Source organism: Bradyrhizobium sp. (genome assembly GCF_016213215.1).
Lineage (GTDB): Bacteria > Pseudomonadota > Alphaproteobacteria > Rhizobiales > Xanthobacteraceae > Bradyrhizobium.
On sequence record NZ_JACRAW010000020.1, the window covers coordinates 1 to 21,648 of the forward strand.

17 protein-coding genes and 1 pseudogene are annotated in these 21,648 nt (G+C 63.8%); 2 read left to right on the forward strand and 16 right to left on the reverse strand.

All coding sequences use genetic code 11. From position 1 onward, the window contains the following. A pseudogene (locus tag HY852_RS04755) lies at positions 1–254 on the forward strand (alkene reductase); the annotation flags it as partial. Between the two features lie 204 nt (positions 255–458). On the opposite strand, the gene HY852_RS04760 reads toward HY852_RS04755, so the two are convergent. The 14 genes from HY852_RS04760 to HY852_RS04825 all read right to left on the reverse strand — a co-directional run bounded on the left by HY852_RS04760 (position 459) and on the right by HY852_RS04825 (position 16,871). Beyond that, the gene (locus tag HY852_RS04760; protein ID WP_291603050.1) at positions 459–2,201 is read right to left on the reverse strand and encodes an ABC transporter substrate-binding protein; all 1,743 of its coding nucleotides are present in this window, start codon (positions 2,199–2,201) and stop codon (positions 459–461) included. 127 nt (positions 2,202–2,328) lie between these two features. Further along, positions 2,329–2,658 carry a DUF2160 domain-containing protein gene (locus HY852_RS04765; RefSeq protein ID WP_291603002.1) on the reverse strand — a complete coding sequence of 110 codons (330 nt, stop codon included), beginning with the start codon at positions 2,656–2,658 and terminating at the stop codon, positions 2,329–2,331. A 66-nt stretch (positions 2,659–2,724) separates the two neighbouring features. Beyond that, complete coding sequence (locus HY852_RS04770) at positions 2,725–3,531, reverse strand: carbohydrate ABC transporter permease (protein ID WP_291603051.1); 807 nt, start codon at positions 3,529–3,531, stop codon at positions 2,725–2,727. Continuing rightward, positions 3,531–4,433 (reverse strand): carbohydrate ABC transporter permease, encoded by a 903-nt coding sequence (locus HY852_RS04775; RefSeq protein WP_291603003.1) that lies wholly within the window; start codon positions 4,431–4,433, stop codon positions 3,531–3,533. The genes HY852_RS04770 and HY852_RS04775 overlap by 1 nt, the downstream gene beginning before the upstream one ends. After that, on the reverse strand, positions 4,433–5,518 hold the full coding sequence (locus HY852_RS04780; RefSeq protein ID WP_291603004.1) for an ABC transporter ATP-binding protein: 1,086 nt from the start codon (positions 5,516–5,518) through the stop codon (positions 4,433–4,435). The genes HY852_RS04775 and HY852_RS04780 overlap by 1 nt, the downstream gene beginning before the upstream one ends. A 12-nt stretch (positions 5,519–5,530) precedes the next feature. Beyond that, entirely contained in the window at positions 5,531–6,610 is a 1,080-nt protein-coding gene (locus HY852_RS04785; RefSeq protein ID WP_291603005.1) for an ABC transporter ATP-binding protein, read from the reverse strand. Beyond that, the gene (gene glpD, locus HY852_RS04790; RefSeq protein WP_291603006.1) at positions 6,607–8,139 is read right to left on the reverse strand and encodes a glycerol-3-phosphate dehydrogenase; all 1,533 of its coding nucleotides are present in this window, start codon (positions 8,137–8,139) and stop codon (positions 6,607–6,609) included. The genes HY852_RS04785 and glpD overlap by 4 nt, the downstream gene beginning before the upstream one ends. 267 nt (positions 8,140–8,406) lie before the next feature. Further along, complete coding sequence (locus tag HY852_RS04795; protein WP_291603007.1) at positions 8,407–9,261, reverse strand: DeoR/GlpR family DNA-binding transcription regulator; 855 nt, start codon at positions 9,259–9,261, stop codon at positions 8,407–8,409. Positions 9,262–9,508: 247 nt separating this feature from the next. After that, a complete protein-coding gene (locus tag HY852_RS04800) occupies positions 9,509–9,697 on the reverse strand; it encodes a hypothetical protein (protein WP_291603008.1) in 189 nt (62 codons plus the stop codon). 189 nt (positions 9,698–9,886) lie between these two features. Further along, entirely contained in the window at positions 9,887–10,318 is a 432-nt protein-coding gene (locus HY852_RS04805; protein WP_291603009.1) for an acyl-CoA thioesterase, read from the reverse strand. Positions 10,319–10,328: 10 nt separating this feature from the next. Beyond that, a complete protein-coding gene (locus tag HY852_RS04810) occupies positions 10,329–12,422 on the reverse strand; it encodes a 3-hydroxyacyl-CoA dehydrogenase NAD-binding domain-containing protein (protein ID WP_291603053.1) in 2,094 nt (697 codons plus the stop codon). 2 nt (positions 12,423–12,424) lie between these two features. Continuing rightward, a complete protein-coding gene (locus HY852_RS04815) occupies positions 12,425–13,708 on the reverse strand; it encodes an acetyl-CoA C-acetyltransferase (RefSeq protein ID WP_291603010.1) in 1,284 nt (427 codons plus the stop codon). Further along, positions 13,708–15,975: an acyl-CoA dehydrogenase gene (locus HY852_RS04820; protein WP_291603011.1), complete on the reverse strand. Its 2,268-nt coding sequence runs from the start codon at positions 15,973–15,975 to the stop codon at positions 13,708–13,710. Before HY852_RS04820 ends, HY852_RS04815 begins: the two co-directional genes overlap by 1 nt. A gap of 272 nt (positions 15,976–16,247) precedes the next feature. Next, positions 16,248–16,871: a flavin reductase family protein gene (locus HY852_RS04825; RefSeq protein WP_291603012.1), complete on the reverse strand. Its 624-nt coding sequence runs from the start codon at positions 16,869–16,871 to the stop codon at positions 16,248–16,250. A gap of 324 nt (positions 16,872–17,195) precedes the next feature. On the opposite strand from HY852_RS04825, the gene HY852_RS04830 reads away from it, so the two are divergent. Then, a complete protein-coding gene (locus tag HY852_RS04830; protein WP_291603013.1) occupies positions 17,196–17,828 on the forward strand; it encodes a hypothetical protein in 633 nt (210 codons plus the stop codon). Positions 17,829–17,837: 9 nt separating this feature from the next. Here the strand turns inward: HY852_RS04830 and HY852_RS04835 are convergent, their stop codons facing one another. Together HY852_RS04835 and HY852_RS04840 are read right to left on the reverse strand one after the other, a co-directional pair. Then, the gene (locus HY852_RS04835) at positions 17,838–18,440 is read right to left on the reverse strand and encodes a TetR/AcrR family transcriptional regulator (RefSeq protein WP_291603014.1); all 603 of its coding nucleotides are present in this window, start codon (positions 18,438–18,440) and stop codon (positions 17,838–17,840) included. Positions 18,441–18,478: 38 nt separating this feature from the next. Then, a complete protein-coding gene (locus HY852_RS04840) occupies positions 18,479–21,619 on the reverse strand; it encodes an efflux RND transporter permease subunit (protein WP_291603015.1) in 3,141 nt (1,046 codons plus the stop codon). Between the last annotated feature and the right edge of the window lie 29 nt (positions 21,620–21,648).

Consider the following 21,648-nt stretch of genomic DNA (forward strand, 5'->3'; position numbering starts at 1 on the left):
CGCTGCGCAAGCGCTTCTCCGGTGCCTACATCGCCAACAACGGCTATGATTTCGAGCTGGCGACCAAGGTGCTTGACGCCGGCGCCGCCGACCTGATCGCGTTCGGCAAGGCGTTCATCTCCAATCCCGACCTGGTCGAGCGCCTCAGGAAGGGCGCGCCGCTCAATCCGTGGGACAAGACCACCTTCTATGGCGGCAGCGCCAAGGGCTACACCGATTATCCGACGCTGGAGGCGGCGGAGCCGGCGGAGTAGGCGAAGCGCTATTTCCTCCCTGTCATTGCGAGCGAAGCGAAGCAATCCAGAAGTGTCACCGCAGAGTCCGGATTGCTTCGTCGCTCCGCTCCTCGCAATGACGGCTCGGACGCATCGCGGCCAAGAAAAGGGAAAGGCCGGGATCGCTCCCGGCCTTCCTGTTTCGTCGATGGCCGAAACGAGTTCGGCATGAAGATGCGAAGCTTACTTCGCCTCGGCGCGCTTGGGCGGGGTGGCCGGCCACGACTTGATCAGCGTGTCGTAGTCGACGGTTTCGCCCTTCGGCTTCTCGTTGGCGAGCTTGCGCTGGGGCGCGATGCTTCCATCCTTCTCGGCCTTCGCGAACCAGTGTTCAGCCTTGTCCTTCTTGTTCATCTTCGGACCGCAGGCACCCTGCACGCCGGACTTCTCCAGACGTTCAAGCACCGAATCCTGCGCGGCAGCGAGCGAGTCCATCGCCTGCTGCGCCGTTTTGGCACCTGACGACGCGTCGCCGATGTTCTGCCACCACAGCTGGGCCAGCTTCGGATAGTCAGGCACGTTGTTGCCGGTCGGGGTCCACTGCACGCGGGCGGGCGAGCGGTAGAACTCGATCAGGCCGCCGAGCTTCGGCGCACGTTCCGTAAAGGACTTATCCCAGATGTCGGATTCACGGATGAACGTGAGACCGACATGGCTCTTCTTGAGGCTCACCGACTTGGAGACGATGAACTGCAGGTAGAGCCAGGCTGCCTTGCGGCGGTCGGCCGGCGTCGACTTCAACAGCGTCAGCGAGCCGGCGTCCTGGTAGCCGAGCTTCATGCCGTCCTTCCAGTACGAACCATGCGGCGACGGAGCCATGCGCCACTTCGGGGTGCCGTCGGCATTCACCACCGGCAGGCCCGGCTTCACCATGTCGGCGGTGAAAGCGGTGTACCAGAACATCTGCTGGGCGATGTTGCCCTGCGCCGGCACCGGACCGGCTTCGGAGAAGGTCATGCCCTGCGCCTGCGGCGGAGCATACTTCTTCAGCCAGTCGAGATATTTGGTGATGGCGTAGACCGAAGCGGGACCGTTGGTGTCGCCGCCGCGCTCGACCGAGGAGCCCACGGGACGGCAGCCTTCCATGCGGATGCCCCATTCGTCGACCGGCAGACCGTTCGGAATGCCCTTGCTGCCGTTGCCGGCCATCGACAGCCAGGCGTCGGTGAACCGCCATCCGAGCGAGGGGTCCTTCTTGCCATAGTCCATATGGCCGTAGACCTTGACGCCGTTGATCTCCTTGATGTCGTTAGTGAAGAACTCGGCGATGTCTTCATAGGCCGACCAGTTCACGGGCACGCCGAGCTCATAGCCATACTTGGCCTTGAACTTGGCCTTGTACTCGGGGTTGGTGAACCAGTCGTAGCGGAACCAATAGAGGTTCGCGAATTGCTGGTCGGGCAGCTGATAGAGCTTGCCGTCCGGACCTGTCGTGAATGACTTGCCGATGAAGTCGTTGACGTCGAGCATCGGATTGGTGACGTCCTTGCCGTCGCCGGCCATGTAGTCGGACAACGCCATTGTCTGGCCGTAACGGAAGTGTGTGCCGATCAGGTCGGAGTCGTTGATCCAGCCGTCATAAACGTTCTTGCCGGACTGCATCTGGGTCTGCAGCTTCTCGACCACGTCGCCTTCCTGGATCAGGTCATGCCTGACCTTGATGCCGGTAATCTCGCTGAAGGCCTTCGCCAGCGTCCTCGCCTCGTATTCGTGAGTCGTGATGGTCTCCGAGACGATGTTGATGTCCATCCCCTTGAAGGGCTGGGCCGCTTTTTCGAACCACTGCAGTTCCTTGAGCTGATCGGCCTTGGACAAGGTCGAGGGCTGGAATTCACTGTCGATCCACCTCTGGATCGTGGCATCGTCGGCGCGTGCAGGCGCCGCGATCGTCATCGACGCCGCAATCAGCGCCGCGGCGCTGGACATCGTCAGAAAGCTATTCTTCGTCAATGGACCCTTCCTTCTCCTAAACTGTCGCATGTTGTTCCTCCTTTGGAGCCACAAACTCTAAACAGGTCCGGGTTGATCCCGAATCTGGCCTTTTTCGCGAGCTTCAGACCGTACGGAAAACAATCACGGCCATCACAAGCGAAATTGCAGTTGCGAGCCATAGGCTCGAAATCTCCAGACCTTCCTCCCCCACCGGCAGCATCGCAATCGCGTCGGTGCCGATAAGCCCGATCCACAACAGATGGATGACGGCGGCAAGAATCAGCGAGATGAACACGCGGTCTCCCCGCGTGGTCGGAATGCGCAGCACGCCGACGCGCTCGGCCTCGGGATAGGCGGCGGCAAGGTAAGTCATCACCGCCAGCGTGCAGGCGAGCAGCGCGAAGAAGATCGCGGTCGGCAGCGTCCAGGCCATCCATGCGATGCTCTCCATGATCTTACTCCTTGCGCATGATCCGGTCCGAAGACCGGTAGCCACTTTTCGTGATCATGCGTCCTCCTAGACCCGGCCCAGCGCGAAACCGCGCGCAATGTAGTTGCGGACAAACCAGATCACGAGCGCGCCCGGGATGATGGTGAGCACGCCGGCGGCGGCGAGCAGACCCCAGTCCATGCCGGCGGCCGACACCGTGCGCGTCATGGTCGCCGAGATCGGCTTTGCCGCGACCGAAGTCAGCGTACGGGCGAGCAGCAGCTCGACCCACGAAAACATGAAGCAGAAGAAGGCGGCGACGCCGATGCCGCTTGCGATCAGGGGCATGAAGATCTTGACGAAGAACCGCGGGAAGGAATAGCCGTCGAGAAAGGCGGTCTCGTCGATCTCGCGCGGCACGCTGGAGACGAATCCCTCCAGGATCCAGACCGCAAGCGGAACGTTGAAGATGCAGTGCGCCAACGCCACCGCCCACGGCGTATCGAACAGGCCGATAGCCGAATAGAGGTTGAAGAACGGCAGCGCATAGACCGCCGCGGGCGCCATGCGGTTCGACAGCAGCCAGAAGAACAGGTGCTTGTCGCCGAGAAAGCGGTAGCGCGAGAAAGCGTAAGCCGCCGGCAACGCCACGGCGATCGAAATGACGGTGTTGAGAACGACGTATTTCAGCGAATTGATGTAGCCGGAATACCAGCTCTCATCGGTGAAGATGCGCATGTAATTGTCGAGCGTCGGCTGATGCGGCCACAACGTCATCGTCGAGATGATCTCGTAGTTCGTCTTGAAGCTCATGTTGACGAGCCAATAGATCGGCAACAGCAGAAAGATCAGGAACAGGGACAGGATGAAGCGGCGGCCAGGGATCGAATGGATCATGGCTTCTTCTCCTTCATCGGACGCTCGACGCCGGCATTCGTCATCACGGTATAGAACACCCAGCACACGATCAGGATGATGAGGTTGTAGACCAGCGACATCGCGGCGGCCTTGCCGAGATCGAACTGGCCGAGCGCGATCTTGACGAGCTCGATCGAAATGAACGTCGTGGAGTTGCCCGGCCCGCCGCCGGTGACGACGAACGGCTCGGTATAGATCATGAAAGAGTCCATGAAGCGGAGCAGCACCGCAATCAGGAGCACGCGGTTCATCTTCGGAAGCTGGATCGCGGCAAACACCGCCCATCGCGAGGCGCCGTCGATCTGGGCGGCCTGGTAATAGGCTTCGGGAATGGATTTCAGCCCGGCGTAGCACAGCAACGCCACGAGGCTGGTCCAGTGCCAGACGTCCATGACGATGACGGTCGCCCAGGCGTCGAAATCGTTGGATACATAGTTGTAGTTGATCCCGAGGCTGTTCAGCGCGTAGCCGAGCAGGCCGATGTCGGGCCGGCCGAAGATCTGCCAGATCGTGCCGACCACGTTCCACGGGATCAGGAGCGGCAAGGCGAGGATCACGAGGCACGCGGCGACCTGCCAGCCCTGGCGCGGCATCGAGAGCGCAATCACGATGCCGAGCGGCACCTCGATCGCCAGGATTGCGGCGGAGAAGAACAGGTTGCGCCAGAGCGAGGCGAAGAAACGGCTGCCGAGGTCGGTCGAGGGATCGAGCAGCTCCTTGAACCAGCCGACGCCGTTCCAGAAGAACTGGTTGTTGCCGAAGGTGTCCTGCATCGAATAGTTCACGACCGTCATCAGCGGCAGCACCGCCGAGAACGCCACCAGCAGGAACACCGGCAGCACCAGGAACCAGGCCTTTTGATTGATGGTCTTTTCCATCAGGCAGCTCCCTCCACCAGACGGCTGTCGGCATAAACGTGCACGTGCGAAGGGTCGAATTTCAGCGCCGCCTGGCCGTCGGACGATGTGAAGCCGGGTGGCACCTTGGCCGCGAACCTGGCGTCACCGACGCGCACGCGGGCGAAGCGGATGCGGCCGAGATCGTCGATCCGCTCGATTCTTGCCGAGAGCAGACCCGGCGCGGGCGCCACCACGTCGACGAACTCCGGACGCACCCCGATCTCGATCTTCGACCCGGCCGGCATTGCGTCGTAGCTGCGCTGCAGGGCGATGACGTGGCCGTCGATCTGCGCCTCGCGTCCCTTGACGACAGCCGGCACGATATTCATGCCGGGCGAGCCGATGAAATAGCCGACGAAGGTGTGCGCGGGCTTTTCGAACAATTCCGCCGGGGTACCGCTCTGCACGACGCGGCCGTCATGCATCACCACCACGGTGTCGGCGAAGGTCAGCGCCTCGGTCTGGTCATGGGTGACATAGATCATCGTGAGGTCGAGCTCGCGATGCAGCGCCTTCAGCTTGGAGCGCAATTGCCACTTCAGCTCGGGGTCGATCACCGTCAGCGGCTCATCGAACAGGATGGCTGCGACGTCGGAGCGCACGAGCCCGCGACCGAGCGAGATCTTCTGCTTGGCGTCGGCGGTCAGGCGCGTGGCCTTGCGGTTGAGGTAGGGCGCAAGGTCGAGCAGGCGCGCGATCTCGGCCACGCGCTTGTCGATCTCGGCCTTGGGCACGCGGCGGTTCTTGAGCGGAAAGGCCAGGTTCTCCCCGACGGTCATGGTGTCGTAGATGACCGGGAACTGGAATACCTGCGCGATGTTGCGCTTCTGCGTCGACAGCGCGGTGATGTCCTTGCCGTCGAACAGGATCTTGCCGCGCGACGGCGCGACGATGCCCGAGATCAGGTTGAGCAGCGTGGTCTTGCCGCACCCGGACGGACCCAACAGCGCATAGGCGCCACCCTGGCGCCAGGTCATCGTCACCGGCTTCAACGCAAAACTCTCAGGGGCGGCGTCATTGCCGCTGTAGGAGTGCGCGAGATCGACGAGGTCAATGCGGGCCATGATGCATCTTCCTCAGGGGTTACCAGGTGCGGCGACCAGGCGGCCATCCGCATCGAACACAAAGACATTGTCGGGATCGAGCGCGGCATCGAGCAGCTGGCCGGGCTCGAATTCGTGCACGCCGTGCAGCACCGCCACCCAGTTCGCGCCGTCGCGGGTCAGGTGCACGAAACTTTCCGAACCGGTGATTTCCGTCACCGTCACCGTGGCGCGGAAGGCGTGGCGGCCGGGAATGCTTTTGGCGACCTCGAGCTGGTGCGGACGGAAGCCGACGCGATAGGCCCCGTCGGCGAGCGCGGCATAGACTCCGGTCGCGGGCGCCTCGATGCCGCCGGAATAGGCGATCTTCCGGTTCTTCTTCTCGATGAGGACGACGTTGAGCGGCGGGTCCGAAAAAACCTGTGCGACGCGCAGCGTCTGCGGACGGTGATAGACCTTGGCGGTCTCACCCGACTGCAGCACCTGGCCTTCCCACATGCAGACGGTGTTACCGCCGAGCATGAGCGCCTCGGTTGGCTCGGTCGTGGCGTAGACGAAGACCGCGCCCGACGCCTCGAAGATCCGCGGCAGTTCGGCGCGCAATTCCTCGCGCAGCTTGTAATCGAGGTTGGCGAGCGGCTCGTCGAGCAGGACGAGGTCGGCACCCTTCACCAACGCGCGCGCAATCGCGGTGCGCTGCTGCTGACCGCCCGACAACTGCAGCGGCGTGCGGTTCAGAAATGGCTCGAGCCGCAGCAGCCGGGCGGCCTCGGCGACGCGCTTTTCGATCTCCTCGCGAGGTTTGCGCTGCACGCGCAGGGGCGACGCGATGTTTTCGTAGACCGTGAGCGAGGGGTAGTTGATGAACTGCTGATAGACCATCGCGACCGAGCGCTGGCGCACGTCGAAGCCGGTGACGTCCTTGCCCTCGACCAGCACCCTGCCGGTGGTCGGCTTGTCGAGGCCGGCGAGCAGCCGCATGATCGAGGTCTTGCCGGACAGGGTCGGCCCGAGCAGCACGTTCAGCGTGCCCTTCGCCAGCGTCAGCGTGATGTCCCGAATCGTGGGCACGCCGTCCACCACCCGCGTGACGTGATCGAGGATCACCGTCATGAGCGTCCTCCTGCTTCCAGCAAGGGACTCTGCTGCTTGGCGATCCAGTCGTCGAGTGCGGCAATTTGGGCGGTCGACAGACGCAAGCCAAGCTTGGAACGCCGCCACACGATGTCTTCGGCGGTCAAGGCCCACTCCGAGGCCATCAGGTACCTGACCTCGGATTCGGTCAAGGTCGCGCCGAAGGACTCGCCGAGATCGGCGAGCGATTTGGCATTGCCGAGCACCCTGCGGGCGAGGGTTCCATAGGCATGCGCGAGCCGGTCGGCGTGCTCAGTGCTGAGGAACGGATAGTCGTCCCTGAGTTGCCTGATCAGGCTGGAGACGGCGAAAACATCCATGTCCCCGCCGGGCAGCGGCGATTTGCCGGTCCACCCTTCATGCTCCGTGGCGCTGCGCAAATAGGGCGACAGCCGTTCGAGCGCTTCTTCGGCGAGGCGCCGGTAGGTCGTGATCTTGCCGCCATAGATCGAGAGCAGCGGCGCGCCGCCGGGGGTATCCAGTTCGAAGACGTAGTCGCGCGTCGCGGCCTTGGCTTCGCTCGCGCCGTCGTCGTAGAGCGGCCGCACGCCGGAATAGTTCCAGACCACGTCCTCAGACTTGACCGGCTTGGCCAGATATTCGCTGACGGCGGCGCACAGATACTCCACCTCTTCGGGCGTCGCCTTCACCTTGGCCGGATCGCCGTCATAGTCGCGATCGGTGGTTCCGATCAGGGTGAAGTCGTCCTGGTAAGGAATGGCGAAGATGATACGTCCGTCCGCGTTCTGGAAGATGTAGGCGCGATCGTGGTCGTAGAGCTTTCGCACCACGATGTGCGAGCCCTGCACCAGGCGAACCTTTGCCTTGGCGTTGACGCCGGCGCCGCTCGCCAGCACGTCCTCGACCCAGGGGCCGCCGGCATTGACCAGCGTGCGGGCGCGGATGGTGGTTCGCACGCCCGTCACGGTGTTGTGCGTCGTCACCTGCCACTGGCCGTCCGCCTGCCGGATCTCGATGGCCCGGGTACGGGTGTGGATCTCGGCGCCGCGATCGGCGGCATCGCGGGCGGTGAGCACGACGAGACGGGCATCGTCGACAAAGCAGTCGGAGTATTCGAAGCCGCGCCTGAAGCGATTCTTGACCAGCGGCCGGCCTACCTCGTCGTTGGTAAGATCGACCGTGCGTGTCGCCGGCAACAGGTGGCGGCCGCCGATATGGTCGTAGAGAAAGAGCCCCAGACGCAGCAGCCAGGCCGGGCGCAGACCGGAATGGTGCGGCAGGACGAAGCGAAGCGGCCGGATGATGTGGGGAGCGATCGCCCAGAGGACTTCGCGCTCGATGAGCGCCTCGCGAACCAGGCGAAACTCATAATATTCGAGGTAACGCAGTCCGCCATGGACGAGCTTGGTCGACCAGGACGATGTCCCGCTCGCCAGATCGTTCATTTCACAGAGGAAGACGGTATTTCCGCGGCCCGCCGCGTCGCGCGCGATGCCGCAGCCGTTAACGCCGCCTCCAATGATCGCGAGGTCGAAAATCCGATCCAACAGACGCTTCCCCCGGCATTCGCCCGTTCGGTTTGGCGATTTTGCTTTCGATTTGGACTAAAACACAACGCAATACGAAAGCAAGATGAAAGTGGAACGCCGGGATTAGCCTTTGGGGGAAAATGGAAGTGCGATGGTCGTTTTCTCCCCGCCTGCGGAGAAGGGTAAGGGGGGCATGGCCCCACGATCGGTGCTCGCCCCGTCTCCAACTCTCCCCCGCAAGCGGGGACGAAGGGCCGATCTTTCAACTGAGGAGCGAACGCCGCCTTAGCGCAACCGCACGACGGGCGCAGCTTCGGGAGCGGCGTCCTGGGCTGGTTCGGAGGAGGCCGCCTCTTCGATATCAGTGGCGCGCTTGGGCATCGCCTCGATCACCTCGATGCCCCGGGTATGGCAGATGTTGGCGAGCCCGGACGGCAGCGCCGAATCGGTGACGAAGGTCTGGATCTGGCTGAGATGAGCAATGCGCACCGGCGCACTGCGCCGGAGCTTGGTCTGGTCGGCGACCAGCATCACGCTGCGCGCATTGGCGATGATGGCCTGCGCCGCCTGCACCTCGCGATAATCGAAGTCGAGCAGCGCGCCCTCCTCGTCGATCGCCGACGCGCCGATGATGGCGTAGTCGACCTTGAATTGGCCGATCAGTTGCGTCGCGGTCGAACCTACCACCGCACCGTCGGCGCGCCGCACGGTTCCGCCCGCCACGACGACCTCGATGCGCGGGTGGCGGTAGAGCAGCATCGCCACGTTGAGGTTGTTGGTGATGACGAGCAGGTCCTCGTGCGAAGTCAACGCGCTCGCCACTTCCTCCGTCGTGGTCCCGATGTTGATAAAGAGGGAAGAGCCGTTGGGAATCAACGCTGCCGCGGCGGCGCCGATCGCCTTCTTCTCCTCGGCGGCGACGAAGCGCCGCGCCTCATAGGCGAGGTTCTCGACGCCCGAAGCGATGATGGCCCCGCCATGGATGCGCGTCATCGACCGCCGCTCGCACAAGTCGTTGAGATCCTTGCGGATGGTTTGCGCGGAGACCTCGAACCGCCGCGCCAGGTCCTCCACCGTCACGCGTCCCGAGGCACGTGCGATGTTGAGGATTTCGGTCTGGCGATGAGTCAATCCGGTCACGGCGGCACCTCCGGAAGAAAGTGCCATGGTGCGACTGATCGTTCTTGCGGTCAACGAGGGATGCGAAATCTATGTCCCCAATCCTTAAGGAGCGCCCGCATCCTGAGGAGCGCGTCAGCGCGTCGAAGGGCGAGGGCCCACCGCGACCGCATGCTTTCCGGCGATGCGAAGCATCGTCCGATGACGGCGCTTGCGCGCCTCCTCAGCACCAGGATCCAAAGTGTTGCGCTTCGCCGACGGCTGGCGCCTAAGCTGCCTGGTTGAAATTACCAATAAGGCGGCGGGCGGCACGCTCGGCTTCCCGTGCATTGCGGAAGAGTTCGCCCTCCAGCGCGTTAAATCGGTGGGAGGATGCGAAGAACCGATAGCCCTCGGGGGTGCGGACAACGATTCCTGCGGTCTGCGTGTCGACTTCGATGATGTAACTCTTGGACATTCCCGTTCTTCCCCAGTGCGGGCTGACAACCACGTTGGCGCCTGAAAGTTCCTGTGGGCGCACCGGTCATCATTCCCGAATCGACGGGCTATTGAGTACGCGGCAACCTCATCGGTTTTGTGACTGATTGCAGGCGAATGCTGGACACTCGCTCGCGTCCGCCATGATGTTGCGGCGCGTCCCGCGCGATCAGGTCGCGATCGGCGGTTCGACGCGGCGGACCGGCTGCGGGTTACCGTCGTCGTCGATCGAGACGTAGGTAAAATTGCCATCGGTGACCAGGATCGGTTGCTCCTCCTTGCGGCGCAACACCCAGGCTTCGAGATGCACCGTCAGCGAAGTGCGACCAATGCGCACGAGATTGGCGTAGACTGAAACGAGGTCGCCGACATAAACCGCCTTGCGGAAATTCATCGCCTCGATCGCGACCGTGACCGTGCGCGACTTCGCAATCTTCGAGGCGAACACGCCGCCGCCGACGTCCATCTGGCTGAGCAGCCAGCCGCCGAAGATATCGCCGTTGGCGTTGGTATCGGCGGGCATCGCCAGCGTGCGGATGCAAAGATCACCGTCCGGCTCGCCCGCTCCGTCCGGAATCGCATGCACCTGCGGCTCTTTCATGCGGCGTGCCTCACTTGAAGGAGTCCCAGCCGGGATCGGGGGTAAAGCGGCCGCCAAACTTTTCGGCAAGCGCGCGCAAGGCGGCGACGACGTTTTGCACGCCGCGCGTGCGCGCATAGTTCAGCGGCCCGCCGCGGAACGGCGCGTAGCCGGTGCCGAAAATCATCGCACCATCGACCGCGTCGGCATTGTCGACAATGCCCTCGCGCAGCGCCGCGATGCAGACGTTGGACATCGGCAGGATCAGGCGGTCGATCATCTCGTCCGTCGGCTCGGCGGTCTGCGGGCCGCGCGCCTTGTCGGCCCTGCCCTCCCTCCAGACGTAGAAGCCCTTGCCGGTCTTGCGGCCAAGCTCGCCCTTGGCGACCTTCTCGCGCAGCCAGGCCGGCGTCGGCGGCAACAGATCGCCGAACTTCGAGCGCAGCATGTCGCCGACGTCGAGGCAGATGTCGAGGCCGACCTGGTCGGCAAGCTCGATCGGTCCCATCGGCATGCCGAATTTCTCCGCCGCAGCATCGATCAGGCGCTGGTCGATCTTCTCGTCGAGCATCACCATCGCTTCCAGCATGTAGGGCGTCAGCGCGCGGTTGACGAGAAAACCCGGCGAGCTCTTCACGGGGAGCGGCAGGCGGTCGATTTCGCCGACAAAGGCGAGCGCCTGTTTCAGAATCTCACTATTGCTGCCCTCGTGGCTAACGACTTCGACCAGCTGCAAGCGCGAGACCGGGTTGAAGAAATGCAGCCCGACCAGCCGCTCCGGCCGGACGAGATTGGTGCGCAGATCCTCAAGCGGGATGCTCGAGGTATTGGTCGCAAGGATGGCGCCCTGCTTCATCTTCGGCTCGATGCCGGCATAAAGCTTCTGCTTGAGCTCCAGCTTCTCCGGCACCGCCTCGATGATCAAATCCGCATTGCGCACGCCCTCGCCTTCCATGTCGGGGATGAGCCGGTCGAGCGCATCGCGCACCTCGATCGGCTTGCGAATGATCTTGCCGTAGAGCTCGGCGGCTCGCTTGACCGCGCCCGCGATCGGCTCCGCCTTCATGTCGGCGAGCGAGGTGCGCAGGCCCTGGCCTGCGCACCAGGCCGCGATATCACCGCCCATGGCGCCGGCGCCGATGACATGGACATGCCTGATCGCGCTGCCGCTGCCCGCACTCTTCTTCATCTGCTCGCGCAGGAAGAAGACGCGGATCAGGTTCTGCGCGGTCGGCGTCACCATCAGTCGCGCAAAGGAGGCCGGCTCCGCCTTGAGCATCGCGGCCTTGTCGCCGCCGTGCTCCTCCCACAGATCGATCAGCGCATATGGCGCCGGATAATGCTCGCGGCGCGCGGCTTTGGCCGCCTCCGCCCGCATGCGGTTGGCGAGGAAGCCGCGAACCGGCGTCAAGTTCGTGAAAGTGTTGATCAGGCCGGGTCGCGCACGCTTCAGGCGTCCGAACAGCGCGTCCTTTACCGCATTGCCTACGTGGCGTTCCTGGGTGACGGCATCGACGAGTCCCAGCGCCTTGGCCCGCCGCGCGTCGATGGTGCGGCCGGTGAGCATCAAGGTCATCGCCTGGGTCGGATGGACCAGCGCCGTGAAGCGCGCGGTGCCACCCAGGCCGGGGTGCAGCCCCAGCATCACCTCCGGAAAGCCGAAGCGCGCGGCGTCGATGGCGATGCGCGACTGGCAGGCGAGCGCAACCTCGAGCCCGCCACCGAGGCAGAAGCCGTGAATCACGGCGACCGTCGGCAGCCGCAGCGCCTCGAGACGATCGATCACGGCATGGGCGTCGCGGATCGCCGCCTCCACCATGCCCGGGTCGTCGGCGCCGCGGAATTCGTTGACGTCGGCGCCGGCGATGAAGCCCGACGGCTTCGCCGACCGGATCACGAGCCCCGCCGGGCGCTCGGCCTCGAGCGAAGCCAGCACGGCATTGAATTCCTGCATCACCTCCGCGGACAGCGTATTGGCGCTCGCGCCTTCGCGGTCGAACAGGAGCCAGGCGATGCCGTCCTCATCGCGCGTCAATTTGAAATTCCGATAGGGACCGCCTGGCTGCAGCGCCGGCCCGAGCTCGAGCACGCGGTCACCGAGTACGTGCATGATCCTGGAATCCATAGTCACACCGTCTCTATCAGCATGGCGCCGCCGAGCCCGCCGCCGATGCATTCGGTGGCGATGCCGCACCTTGTGCCGAGCCGCTTCATCGCGTTGACGAGATGCAGCACGATGCGGTTGCCGCTCGTGCCGACGGGATGGCCGAGGCTGATCGCGCCGCCGTCGACATTGAGTCTTTCGCGGTTGATCTCGCCCGCGGCTCCCTCGAGGTCCAGAACCTCGCGGCAGAACTTGTCGTCGTTCCATGCGGCAAGACAGCCCAGCACCTGCGTCGCAAAGGCCTCGTTCAATTCCCAGGTCTCGACGTCCTTGATCGTCAGATTGTTGCGCTTAAGCAGCGGCGTCACCGACAGGACGGGGCCCAATCCCATCACGCTGGGATCGAGCGCGGCCCAGTGGCTGTCGACGATCGCGGCCTTCGGCGTCAGGCCGTATTTCGTCACGGCTTCTTCGGAGGCGAGGATCACCCAGGAGGCACCGTCGGTGATCTGCGAGGAATTGCCGGCGGTCACCTGGCCCCAGGGACGCTCGAACACCGGATTCAACTTGGACAGCGCCGCCGGCGTCGAATCCGGCCGCACGCCGTCGTCGTGGTCGTAGAACCTGCCGTCGCGCGCAAATGCGGTCTCGACCTCGCCCTTGAGCCAGCCTTGTGCTTGCGCATTGGCAAGACGGCGATGGCTTTCCGCGGCATAGGCGTCGGACTGCGCGCGGGTGATGCCGAAGAGATGCCCGACCACTTCGGCGGTCTGGCCCATGTTGAGATCGGTGATGGGATCGGTAAGGCCGCGCTCGAGCCCGATGACCGGCTTGAGATAGCTCGGCCGGATCTTCAGCGCGGCGGCGATCCTGGCGGTGAGGCTCTTGGCCGTGGCAAGACCGGCGAACCAGCGCACGCCCTGCTGCGGCCAGACCAGCGGCGCGTAGCTCAGCGCCTCGGTGCCCCCGGCGAGGATCAGGTTCGCAAGACCCTCGCGGATGTAGCGGTAACCGGTGTCGATCGACTGCATGCCGGAGCCGCAATTGATCTGCACGGTGAAGGCGACCATGTCCTCGCCCATGCCGAGCCGTAGCGCCGCCACGCGCGCCGGGTTCATTTCGTCGGCGATCACGTTGACGCAGCCGAGGATGACCTGGTCAAACGCGTTCCGCGCAAATGGCTGGCGCGCCAGCAGCGGCCGGCCGCATTGCACGGCAAGGTCGACCGGGGTGAAGGGTCCAGGTCCGGAACGTGCTTTCAGAAACGGCGTCCGGCTGCCGTCGACGATGTAGACCGGTCGTGCCATCAGCCTGCCGCCCTCTGTTCGCCGAGTTCCTGGAAGAATTGGTGCACGCCAGGCTTCTTGTAAATCGGCGACAGCGCTTCCGGGGCGAAATCGTCAACCTCGATCACCCGGGCGACCGCTTCCCGCGCCGCCGCGAGCTTCTCGCCTTCTCCTTGCGTAATCACGCCCTTCGAGACGGCCTCCTTCCAGTCGTGCAGGCGCGAAGCGCGCATGCGCTTTGCGATTTCGTCGGTAGCGGCGACCAGAAGGAATGCCTTCTCCAGCCGGGCGAAGGGGCCATCGTCTTCGACATGGGCGAGGTCCGGCGTCAGGCGGTCGCGCGCGGCCGACGGCTCCAGCACGAGCTGGGCGCATTGATGCACGATCCGATCGGAGGGGCCGAGCACGCGCGCGCCGAACGGCTGGACGACGAGTTTCAACAGAATGGCGACGAAGCGGTTGGGCAGGTTGGCAAGGATCTCGGCAAAACGGTTCTCGATCGTCCGAAAGCCGTTCGCCATGCACCATTCGAGCGCGGCGAAGTCTTCCCGATGCCGTCCCTCGTCCTGCCAGCGCTTCAGCGCGGCAGAGAGCAGATAGAGCTCTGACAGAATGTCGCCGAACCGCGCCGACAGCATCTCCTTGCGCTTCAAGGCGCCGCCGAGGGTGAGCAATGCCATGTCGGCGCACAGCGCGAACGCCGCCGAATAGCGCGAGAGCTGGCGATAGAATTGGGTCGCTTCGCCCGCATCCGGCGCCGGCGCAAAAACGCCGAAGGTCCAGCCGCGACCGAAAGCGCGCAGCAGTGTTTTCAAGCTGTGGCCGATATGCTTCCAGAACGCGTCGTCGAACGCAGCGAGCCCGCGCTCGCGATTGCTGTCGGCCAACGCATTCATCTCCTCGAGCAGATAGGGATGGGCGCGGATCGCGCCCTGCCCGAACACGATGAGATTGCGCGTCAGGATATTGGCGCCCTCCACGGTGATGCCGACCGGAACCGCGCGATGGAGGTTGCCGAGATAGTTCTGCGGTCCGTCGATCACGGCCTTGCCGCCGTGGATGTCCATGGCGTCGTCGACCGCGATCCGCATCCGCTCGGTCGCCTGCAATTTCATGATGCCCGAGATCACGGAGGGATGATTGCCCGCATTCAGCGCGGCACAGGTCAACCTGCGCGCAGCATCGACGAGATAGGCGGTCGCCGTGATGCGCGCGAGCGGCTCCTCGATGCCTTCGAATTTGGAGATGGAGATGCCGAACTGCTCGCGGATCCGGGCATAGGCACCGCTGGTGCGCGCCGCATAGGCCGCCGCCGCGGCCGACAGCGACGGCAGCGAGATGCCGCGGCCGGCGGCGAGCGCCGTCATCAGCATCTTCCAGCCCTGCCCTAGCCGCTCCTTGCCGCCGATGATGTAGTCGAGCGGGATGAAGACGTCGCGGCCCCGGTTCGGGCCGTTCTGAAACGCCTGCATCGCCGCCAGGTGGCGCCGGCCGATCTCGACGCCCGGCAGGTGGGTCGGAATCAATGCGACGGTAATGCCGAGCTCTTCCCTGTCGCCGATGAGGTGATCGGGATCGTAGGCCTTGAAGGCAAGCCCGAGCAGCGTCGACACCGGACCCAGCGTGATGTATCGCTTGTGCCAGTTCAACTTGAGCCCGATCGTCTCGCGGCCCTCGAAGGTGCCCTTGCAGACGACGCCGGTGTCGACCATCGAGGCCGCGTCGGAGCCGGCCTCGGGACTGGTCAGGCCGAAGCAGGGAATGTCGCGGCCGTCGGCAAGGCGCGGCAGCCAGCGCTCCCGCTGCTCCTTGGTGCCGAAACGCATCAACAGTTCGCCGGGTCCGAGCGAATTCGGCACCATCACGGTAACGGCAGCGGCGATCGAGCGGGTCGAGAGCTTGCGCACCACTTCGGAATGCGCATAGGGCGAAAAGCCGAGCCCGCCATATTCCTTCGGGATGATGATGCCGAAGAACGTATGGCGTTTGATGAAGCTCCACGCCTCCTGCGGCAGGTCGCGCCATTCCCAGGTGACCTTCCACTCGTCGAGCATGGCGCAGAGCTCGTCGACCGGACCGTCGAGAAAAGCCCGCTCCTCCGCGGTCAAGGTCGCCGGCGCGGTGGCGAGCAGCTTCGACCAGTCGGGATTGCCGGTGAAGAGATCGGCGTCCCACCAGATGTCCCCCGCCTCCAGCGCCTCGCGCTCGGTATCGGACATCGCGGGCAAGGCTCCGCGCGCCCAGGAAAAGATCGGCTTGGTGACGTAGTCGCGGCGAAAGGTGCTCATGGCGATATCCCCTTAAGAGCAACGAACGCGATTCCACTTTCCGTACCTGGTCGGCTGACCGCCTAGTCTAGCCGAAAGCGTGACAATTTCAGGCGGCACTCGTGCTGAAAATAGGTTGAATTTGACCGGCATCGAGTGGCCTGCCGTCAACGGCAGGCCGCCACCCCGGTTCCGGGGGAGATAAGTAGACGAAGGCTGATTGCCAGCAGCTATCAGGCTTTGTCATTCCGGGGCGCGCGCAGTGCGAGCCCGGAATCCATGATTCAGGGGAATCAATCCGGGCGGGCCATCTCGAACATGTTTTCGGGGCGGATCTCGAAATAGTCGCCGCGGCGGCCGGCGCGCACGATCGGGTGTGCCAGCGCCGTCTGGTAGACGCCGTCCTTGATGAAGGCCTTGTCGATATGCACCGCGACGACCTCGCCCAGGGTGAGCCAGGCCTCGGCATCGCGGCCGTCGGCCCCCTTGAGGCGAACGATCTGCGTCAGCCTGCACTCGAACGCGACCGGACTCTCGGCGACCCGCGGGACGCTGACCAGCCTGCAAGGCGCGGCAGTCAGCCCGGCGATCGCATATTCGTTGACGCCGCGGGCGACGTGCGCGGCGGTTGCGTTCATCTGCGTTGCCAGATCCATGGTGACGAGATTCCAGACGAACTCTTTCGTCTCCTCGATGTTGGCAGCGCTATCCTTCCAGTTGGTGGAGGAAAAGCCGATGATCGGCGGGTGATAGCAGAACGCGTTGAAGAAGCTGTAAGGCGCGAGGTTGACGTTGCCTTTCGCATCGCGGGAAGAAATCCACCCGATCGGGCGCGGCGCGATGATGGCGTTGAACGGATCGTGCTTCAGGCCATGGCCCTTCGAAGGCTCGTAATAGTGCAGGTCTTTTTCGGTCACCGCTGAAATTCTCCTGATGTACGCCGCCATTGCGAGCCAACGGGTCGCGCGAACGCGCGCCCGATGACAGGCTCCGCGAAGCAGTCCAGAACGCCTCCCGAAGACATTCTGGATTGCTTCGTCGCTACGCTCCTCGCAAGGCGGAAGTTGAGCGGCGAGGGCGTCGGCCGGACTTAGTTACCACACGGCGAGAGGCCGGCGATGACAAATCGACCGTCTCTTGCTTATCGGGCCTCAAAATCTGCGATATTTTCCAGAGCGATTTGAACCCCTCGTAGGCAAAGGCTCACCAAACTTCCGAGTTGATTCACGCAGGAGGTCGTCGTGCCAAACTCGGTATTCAGGAAGCTCACGGTTGCGGAGGTTGCGGACCGTCTGCAGTTGGAGAGCCACTTTTCATTCCACGACTATGACGGGGACGGTCGCAGCGTGCGCCACTACGCGGAGGACGCCACCATCGAGGGCGACATCGACCTTGACAGGCTTTTCTGGGGTGGCATCGCGGGAATCTGGGCCGAAAGGGATTTAATCGTCAACGGCAACATCATCAATTGGGAGATCGATACGCCGGCCTGCTTCCTTGCGATCGGTCGCGACCTCATTTGCAGGAATCTGGTTGCCAGCAGCGCGGATATCAGAATTGGGCGGGACGCGAAAGTCGCTGGCGTGTTCAGTTCGACCTACAATCACGGCTTCATCGAGGTGGATCGAAATGCCCACGCAAAATACATCATCATCGATGACCACACGACCATCGTCCGCGGCAACGCCGAGGCGCGCGGGTGGAAGGATGCCGAACACGTCGAGATCGCGCTGCCCGTCAGTTCGTGGCTCGAGGAGGTTCGCCCTGAATTCAGGGCGGAGTTCTTCAAGCTTGATGGTCGCATGATCTGCCCGAACGGCAATGTCGACCTGGTCAAAGCCCTGCTGGCCGGACGGGAGATCCTGCGAGACTGACGGCGGAGGCTACTTCCCACGCGGCGACAGGCCCGCGATGATAAAATCGATCATCTGCTCGATCGTGGCGCCAGGCTTGGTCGCGGCCTGGGCGATCATCTGCGGGTGGAAGAACCGGATCATGCCCGTGCAAACGCAAGTAGCCGCGAGCGGCACGTCCGGCGCCTCGAATTCACCGGACGCTGCGCCTTGCGCAACCACCGCGGCAATGGTCTCCGTGATCCGGTGCATATGCGCGACGCAGACTTCCCAGTCCTCCATCATCGCGATTTCGACCATCTCGTGCAGCTTGGAGTCGCCGACATAACGCTCGGAGTTCATGCGATGAATGGTGGTCAGAAGCTCCCGCAGCCGCTCGGCGGCGGAGCCGGGCTTGACGACGATGCGCTGGGCCTCGACCTCCACTTCGCTCATCAGGGCCTGCGCCACGGCCTGATGGATCGCCTTCTTCGATTCGAAGAAGCGATAGACATTGGCCGGGCTCATGCGCAGTTCCTTGGCGATATCGGCGACCGTGGTCTTCTGGTAGCCGATCTGACGGAACAGCCGCTCGGCCACCTCGAGGATGCGCTCCCGGGTGTCGCTTTCAATGTGCTCTGAAACCAGTGCCATTTCGTGAGGGCCCAGCGTACCTGTGTACTAGTGTTGAATTATTCTGCAGCTTCGGCAAGCGAAATTGCGGGCCGACCTGCATCCTCATGCTGCGGCGCGGAAGCGGTCCGCTCGCCTGAGCCGCCTTCATCGAGGCTTTTCCTGAACCAAAGGGCATACAAACCCGGCAGATACAGGAGCGTCAGGAAGGTCGCCACAAACAGTCCTCCCATGATGGTGATCGCCATCGGGCCCCAGAAGGCCGAGCGAGACAGGGGGATCATGGCGAGAATCGCAGCCAACGCGGTCAGCACCACCGGCCGCGCGCGCCGGACGGTCGCTTCCACGATCGCCTGCCGGCGGGACAGCCCGCTCGTCACGTCGGTCTCGATCTGATCGACCAGGATGACCGTGTTGCGCATGATCATCCCCGCGAGCGCGATCAGGCCGAGCAGTGCCACGAAGCCGAATGGCGCGTTGGCAATGTTGAGACCGAACGAGGCGCCGACTATCCCGAGCGGCGCGGTCAAAAAGACCAGGATAAGGCGCGAGAAGCTGTGCAGCTGGATCATGAGCAGCGTCAGCATGACCATGACCATGACGGGAAACAGCACGAAGATCGACGCGTTGCCCTTGGCGGATTCCTCGAAGGCGCCGCCCGGCTCGATCCTGTAGGCAGGCTCCAGCTTGTCCCTGATCTGCTGCAGCTTGGGCCAGATCTGGTTGGTCACGTCGGGCGCCTGCACGCCGTCGGCGACGTCGGTGCGCACCGTGATCGCCATGTCACGGTTGCGGCGCCACAGGATCGGCTCCTCATGCGCATACTCGATTTTGGCGATCTGCTGCAACGGCACCGCGACGCCGTTGCGCGAAGTCACAGTGAGGTCGCCGACACGGGCAAGATCGAGCCGCTCCGACGGCACAGCGCGCGCCACCACGGCGACCTTCTCGATGCCGTCGCGCACGGTCGTGACCTGGGCCCCCGAGATCAGCATCGCAAGGGCCTGCGAGACGTCCTGCGGCGTCAGCCCCATCGCTCGCGCGCGGTCCTGATCGACGACGAGCTTCAGGTAGGGCGACTGCTCGTTCCAATCGAGCTGCGGATCCTTCACGTTGGGGTTCTGCTTGACGATGTCGCGCACCTGGTACGCAAGCTCGCGCACCTTGGCCGGATCGGGCCCGATCACGCGGAACTGCACCGGGAAGCCGACCGGCGGGCCGAAATTGAAGCGGTCGACGCGCACCCGTGCCTCGGGCAAGGCGCCGGCGGCGACCGCGTTCTCGATTTTCGCCTTGATGCGCTCGCGCGCCTTCACGTCCTTGGCGACGACCACGATCTCGGCAAAGGCCTCGTTAGGCAGTTGCGGATTGAGGCCGAGCCAGAACCGCGGCGAGCCCTGACCGACATAGGCGGTATAGGTCGCGATGTCATTGTCGTCCTTGAGCAGCTTCTCCGTTTCCTTCACCGTCTTTTCGGTGACGTTGAAGGCGGTGCCTTCGGGCAGCCGAAGCTGCAGAAACAATTCGGGGCGTTCCGACAGCGGGAAGAACTGCTGCTGCACATGGCCGAACCCGACCACCGCCATCACGAACACACCGACCGTCGCGGCGACCACCGTGACGCTGTGATTGACGCACCACCGCACGATGGAGCGCAGCCCGCGGTACATACGGGTGTCATAGACCGCGCGTTCATCGTGAACGTGGTCCTTCTTGATGTCAGGCAGCAGCTTGACGCCGATATAGGGTGTGAAGATCACGGCGACGAACCAGGACGCCACCAGCGCGATCGCCACGATCCAGAATATGCCGCCGGCGTATTCGCCGACTGCGGAATCGGCAAAGCCGATCGGCAGGAAACCGGCAGCGGTGACCAGTGTGCCCGTCAGCATCGGAAACGCGGTAGACTCCCAGGCAAAGGACGCGGCCCGGAAACGGTCCCAGCCCTGCTCCATTTTCACCACCATCATCTCGACGGCGATGATGGCGTCATCGACCAGAAGCCCGAGCGCGATGATCAGGGCGCCGAGCGTGATGCGATGCAGGTCGAGCGACATCGCGTTCATGACGATGAAGACGATGCCGAGCACCAGCGGCACGGAGAGCGCCACCACGATGCCGGTGCGCCAGCCCAGCGCAACGAAAGACACGAACAGAACGATCGCAAGCGCCTCGATGAAGGAACGCACGAACTCGCTGACGGCGTGCTCGACCACCTTGGGCTGATCGGCGATCATGTTGACCTCGATGCCTTGCGGCACGGCCTTCATGAAATCGGCGGTCGCCTTCTCGACCTCCTTGCCGAGTTCGAGAATGTTGGCGCCCTTGGCGGTCACGACGCCAATGCCGAGGGCGGGCTTGCCCTCCTGGCGAACGACAAAGCTCTGCGGATCGACGAAGCCGTGGCTGACGGTCGCGATGTCGCCTAAGCGAAAGACGCGGCCGTTGCTTTCGATCGGTGCCTCCGCCACGGCCTTGGCGCCGTCGAGCGCGCCGGTAACGCGCAGCGGTACACGCTGCGAGGACGTTTCGACCGTGCCGGCCGGCACGACGCTGTTCTGCTTGGCGAGGGAATCGAACAGCGCCTGAGGCGTGATGCCGAGGGTCGCCAGCTTGGCGTGGCTGAATTCGACGAAGATCCGCTCGTCCTGCGTGCCGTAGAGGTTGACCTTGGTCACTCCGGGCACCCGCAGCAGCCGCTGCCGGATGCCTTCGGCCGCCTTCTTGAGCTGGGCGTAGTCGGCGCCGTCACCGGTCATCATGTAGAGGATCGAATCGACGTCGGAGAACTCGTCGTTGACGACGGGGCCGAGAATGCCAGCCGGCAATTGCCCCTGCACGTCGTCCAGCTTCTTGCGCAAAAGATAGAACAGGTGCGGCACGTCCTTCGGCGGCGTGGAATCGCGGAAGGTGATCTGCATCGCGGTGAATGCCGGCTTGGAATAGGTCTGAACCTTCTCGAAATAGGGCAGTTCCTGGAGCTTCTTCTCGATCGGGTCGGCAACCTGGGTCTGCATCTCGCCGGCGGTCGCGCCGGGCCACATCACCGAGACGTTCACCACCTTCACCGTGAAGAAGGGATCCTCGGCGCGGCCGAGCCTCTCATAGGAGAAGAAGCCGGCGACACCGAGCACGATCATCAGGAACAGAACGAGCGTCGGATTGCTGACGGCCCAGGCCGAAAGATTGAAGCGCTTCATCGCACTCTCCTAGGGTAGCGCCTTATAGG

What these genes read in the sequence shown, in the direction of transcription:
- HY852_RS04820 (WP_291603011.1), bottom strand. Translation starts at nt 15,975, where the DNA reads ATGAGCACCTTTCGCCGCGACTACGTCACCAAGCCGATCTTTTCCTGG.
- HY852_RS04840 (WP_291603015.1), bottom strand. Translation starts at nt 21,619, where the DNA reads ATGAAGCGCTTCAATCTTTCGGCCTGGGCCGTCAGCAATCCGACGCTC.
- HY852_RS04780 (WP_291603004.1), bottom strand. Translation starts at nt 5,518, where the DNA reads ATGGCCCGCATTGACCTCGTCGATCTCGCGCACTCCTACAGCGGCAAT.
- HY852_RS04805 (WP_291603009.1), bottom strand. Translation starts at nt 10,318, where the DNA reads ATGAAAGAGCCGCAGGTGCATGCGATTCCGGACGGAGCGGGCGAGCCG.
- HY852_RS04810 (WP_291603053.1), bottom strand. Translation starts at nt 12,422, where the DNA reads ATGGATTCCAGGATCATGCACGTACTCGGTGACCGCGTGCTCGAGCTC.
- HY852_RS04815 (WP_291603010.1), bottom strand. Translation starts at nt 13,708, where the DNA reads ATGGCACGACCGGTCTACATCGTCGACGGCAGCCGGACGCCGTTTCTG.
- HY852_RS04775 (WP_291603003.1), bottom strand. Translation starts at nt 4,433, where the DNA reads ATGGAAAAGACCATCAATCAAAAGGCCTGGTTCCTGGTGCTGCCGGTG.
- HY852_RS04765 (WP_291603002.1), bottom strand. Translation starts at nt 2,658, where the DNA reads ATGGAGAGCATCGCATGGATGGCCTGGACGCTGCCGACCGCGATCTTC.
- HY852_RS04785 (WP_291603005.1), bottom strand. Translation starts at nt 6,610, where the DNA reads ATGACGGTGATCCTCGATCACGTCACGCGGGTGGTGGACGGCGTGCCC.
- HY852_RS04760 (WP_291603050.1), bottom strand. Translation starts at nt 2,201, where the DNA reads ATGTCCAGCGCCGCGGCGCTGATTGCGGCGTCGATGACGATCGCGGCG.
- HY852_RS04800 (WP_291603008.1), bottom strand. Translation starts at nt 9,697, where the DNA reads ATGTCCAAGAGTTACATCATCGAAGTCGACACGCAGACCGCAGGAATC.
- HY852_RS04835 (WP_291603014.1), bottom strand. Translation starts at nt 18,440, where the DNA reads ATGGCACTGGTTTCAGAGCACATTGAAAGCGACACCCGGGAGCGCATC.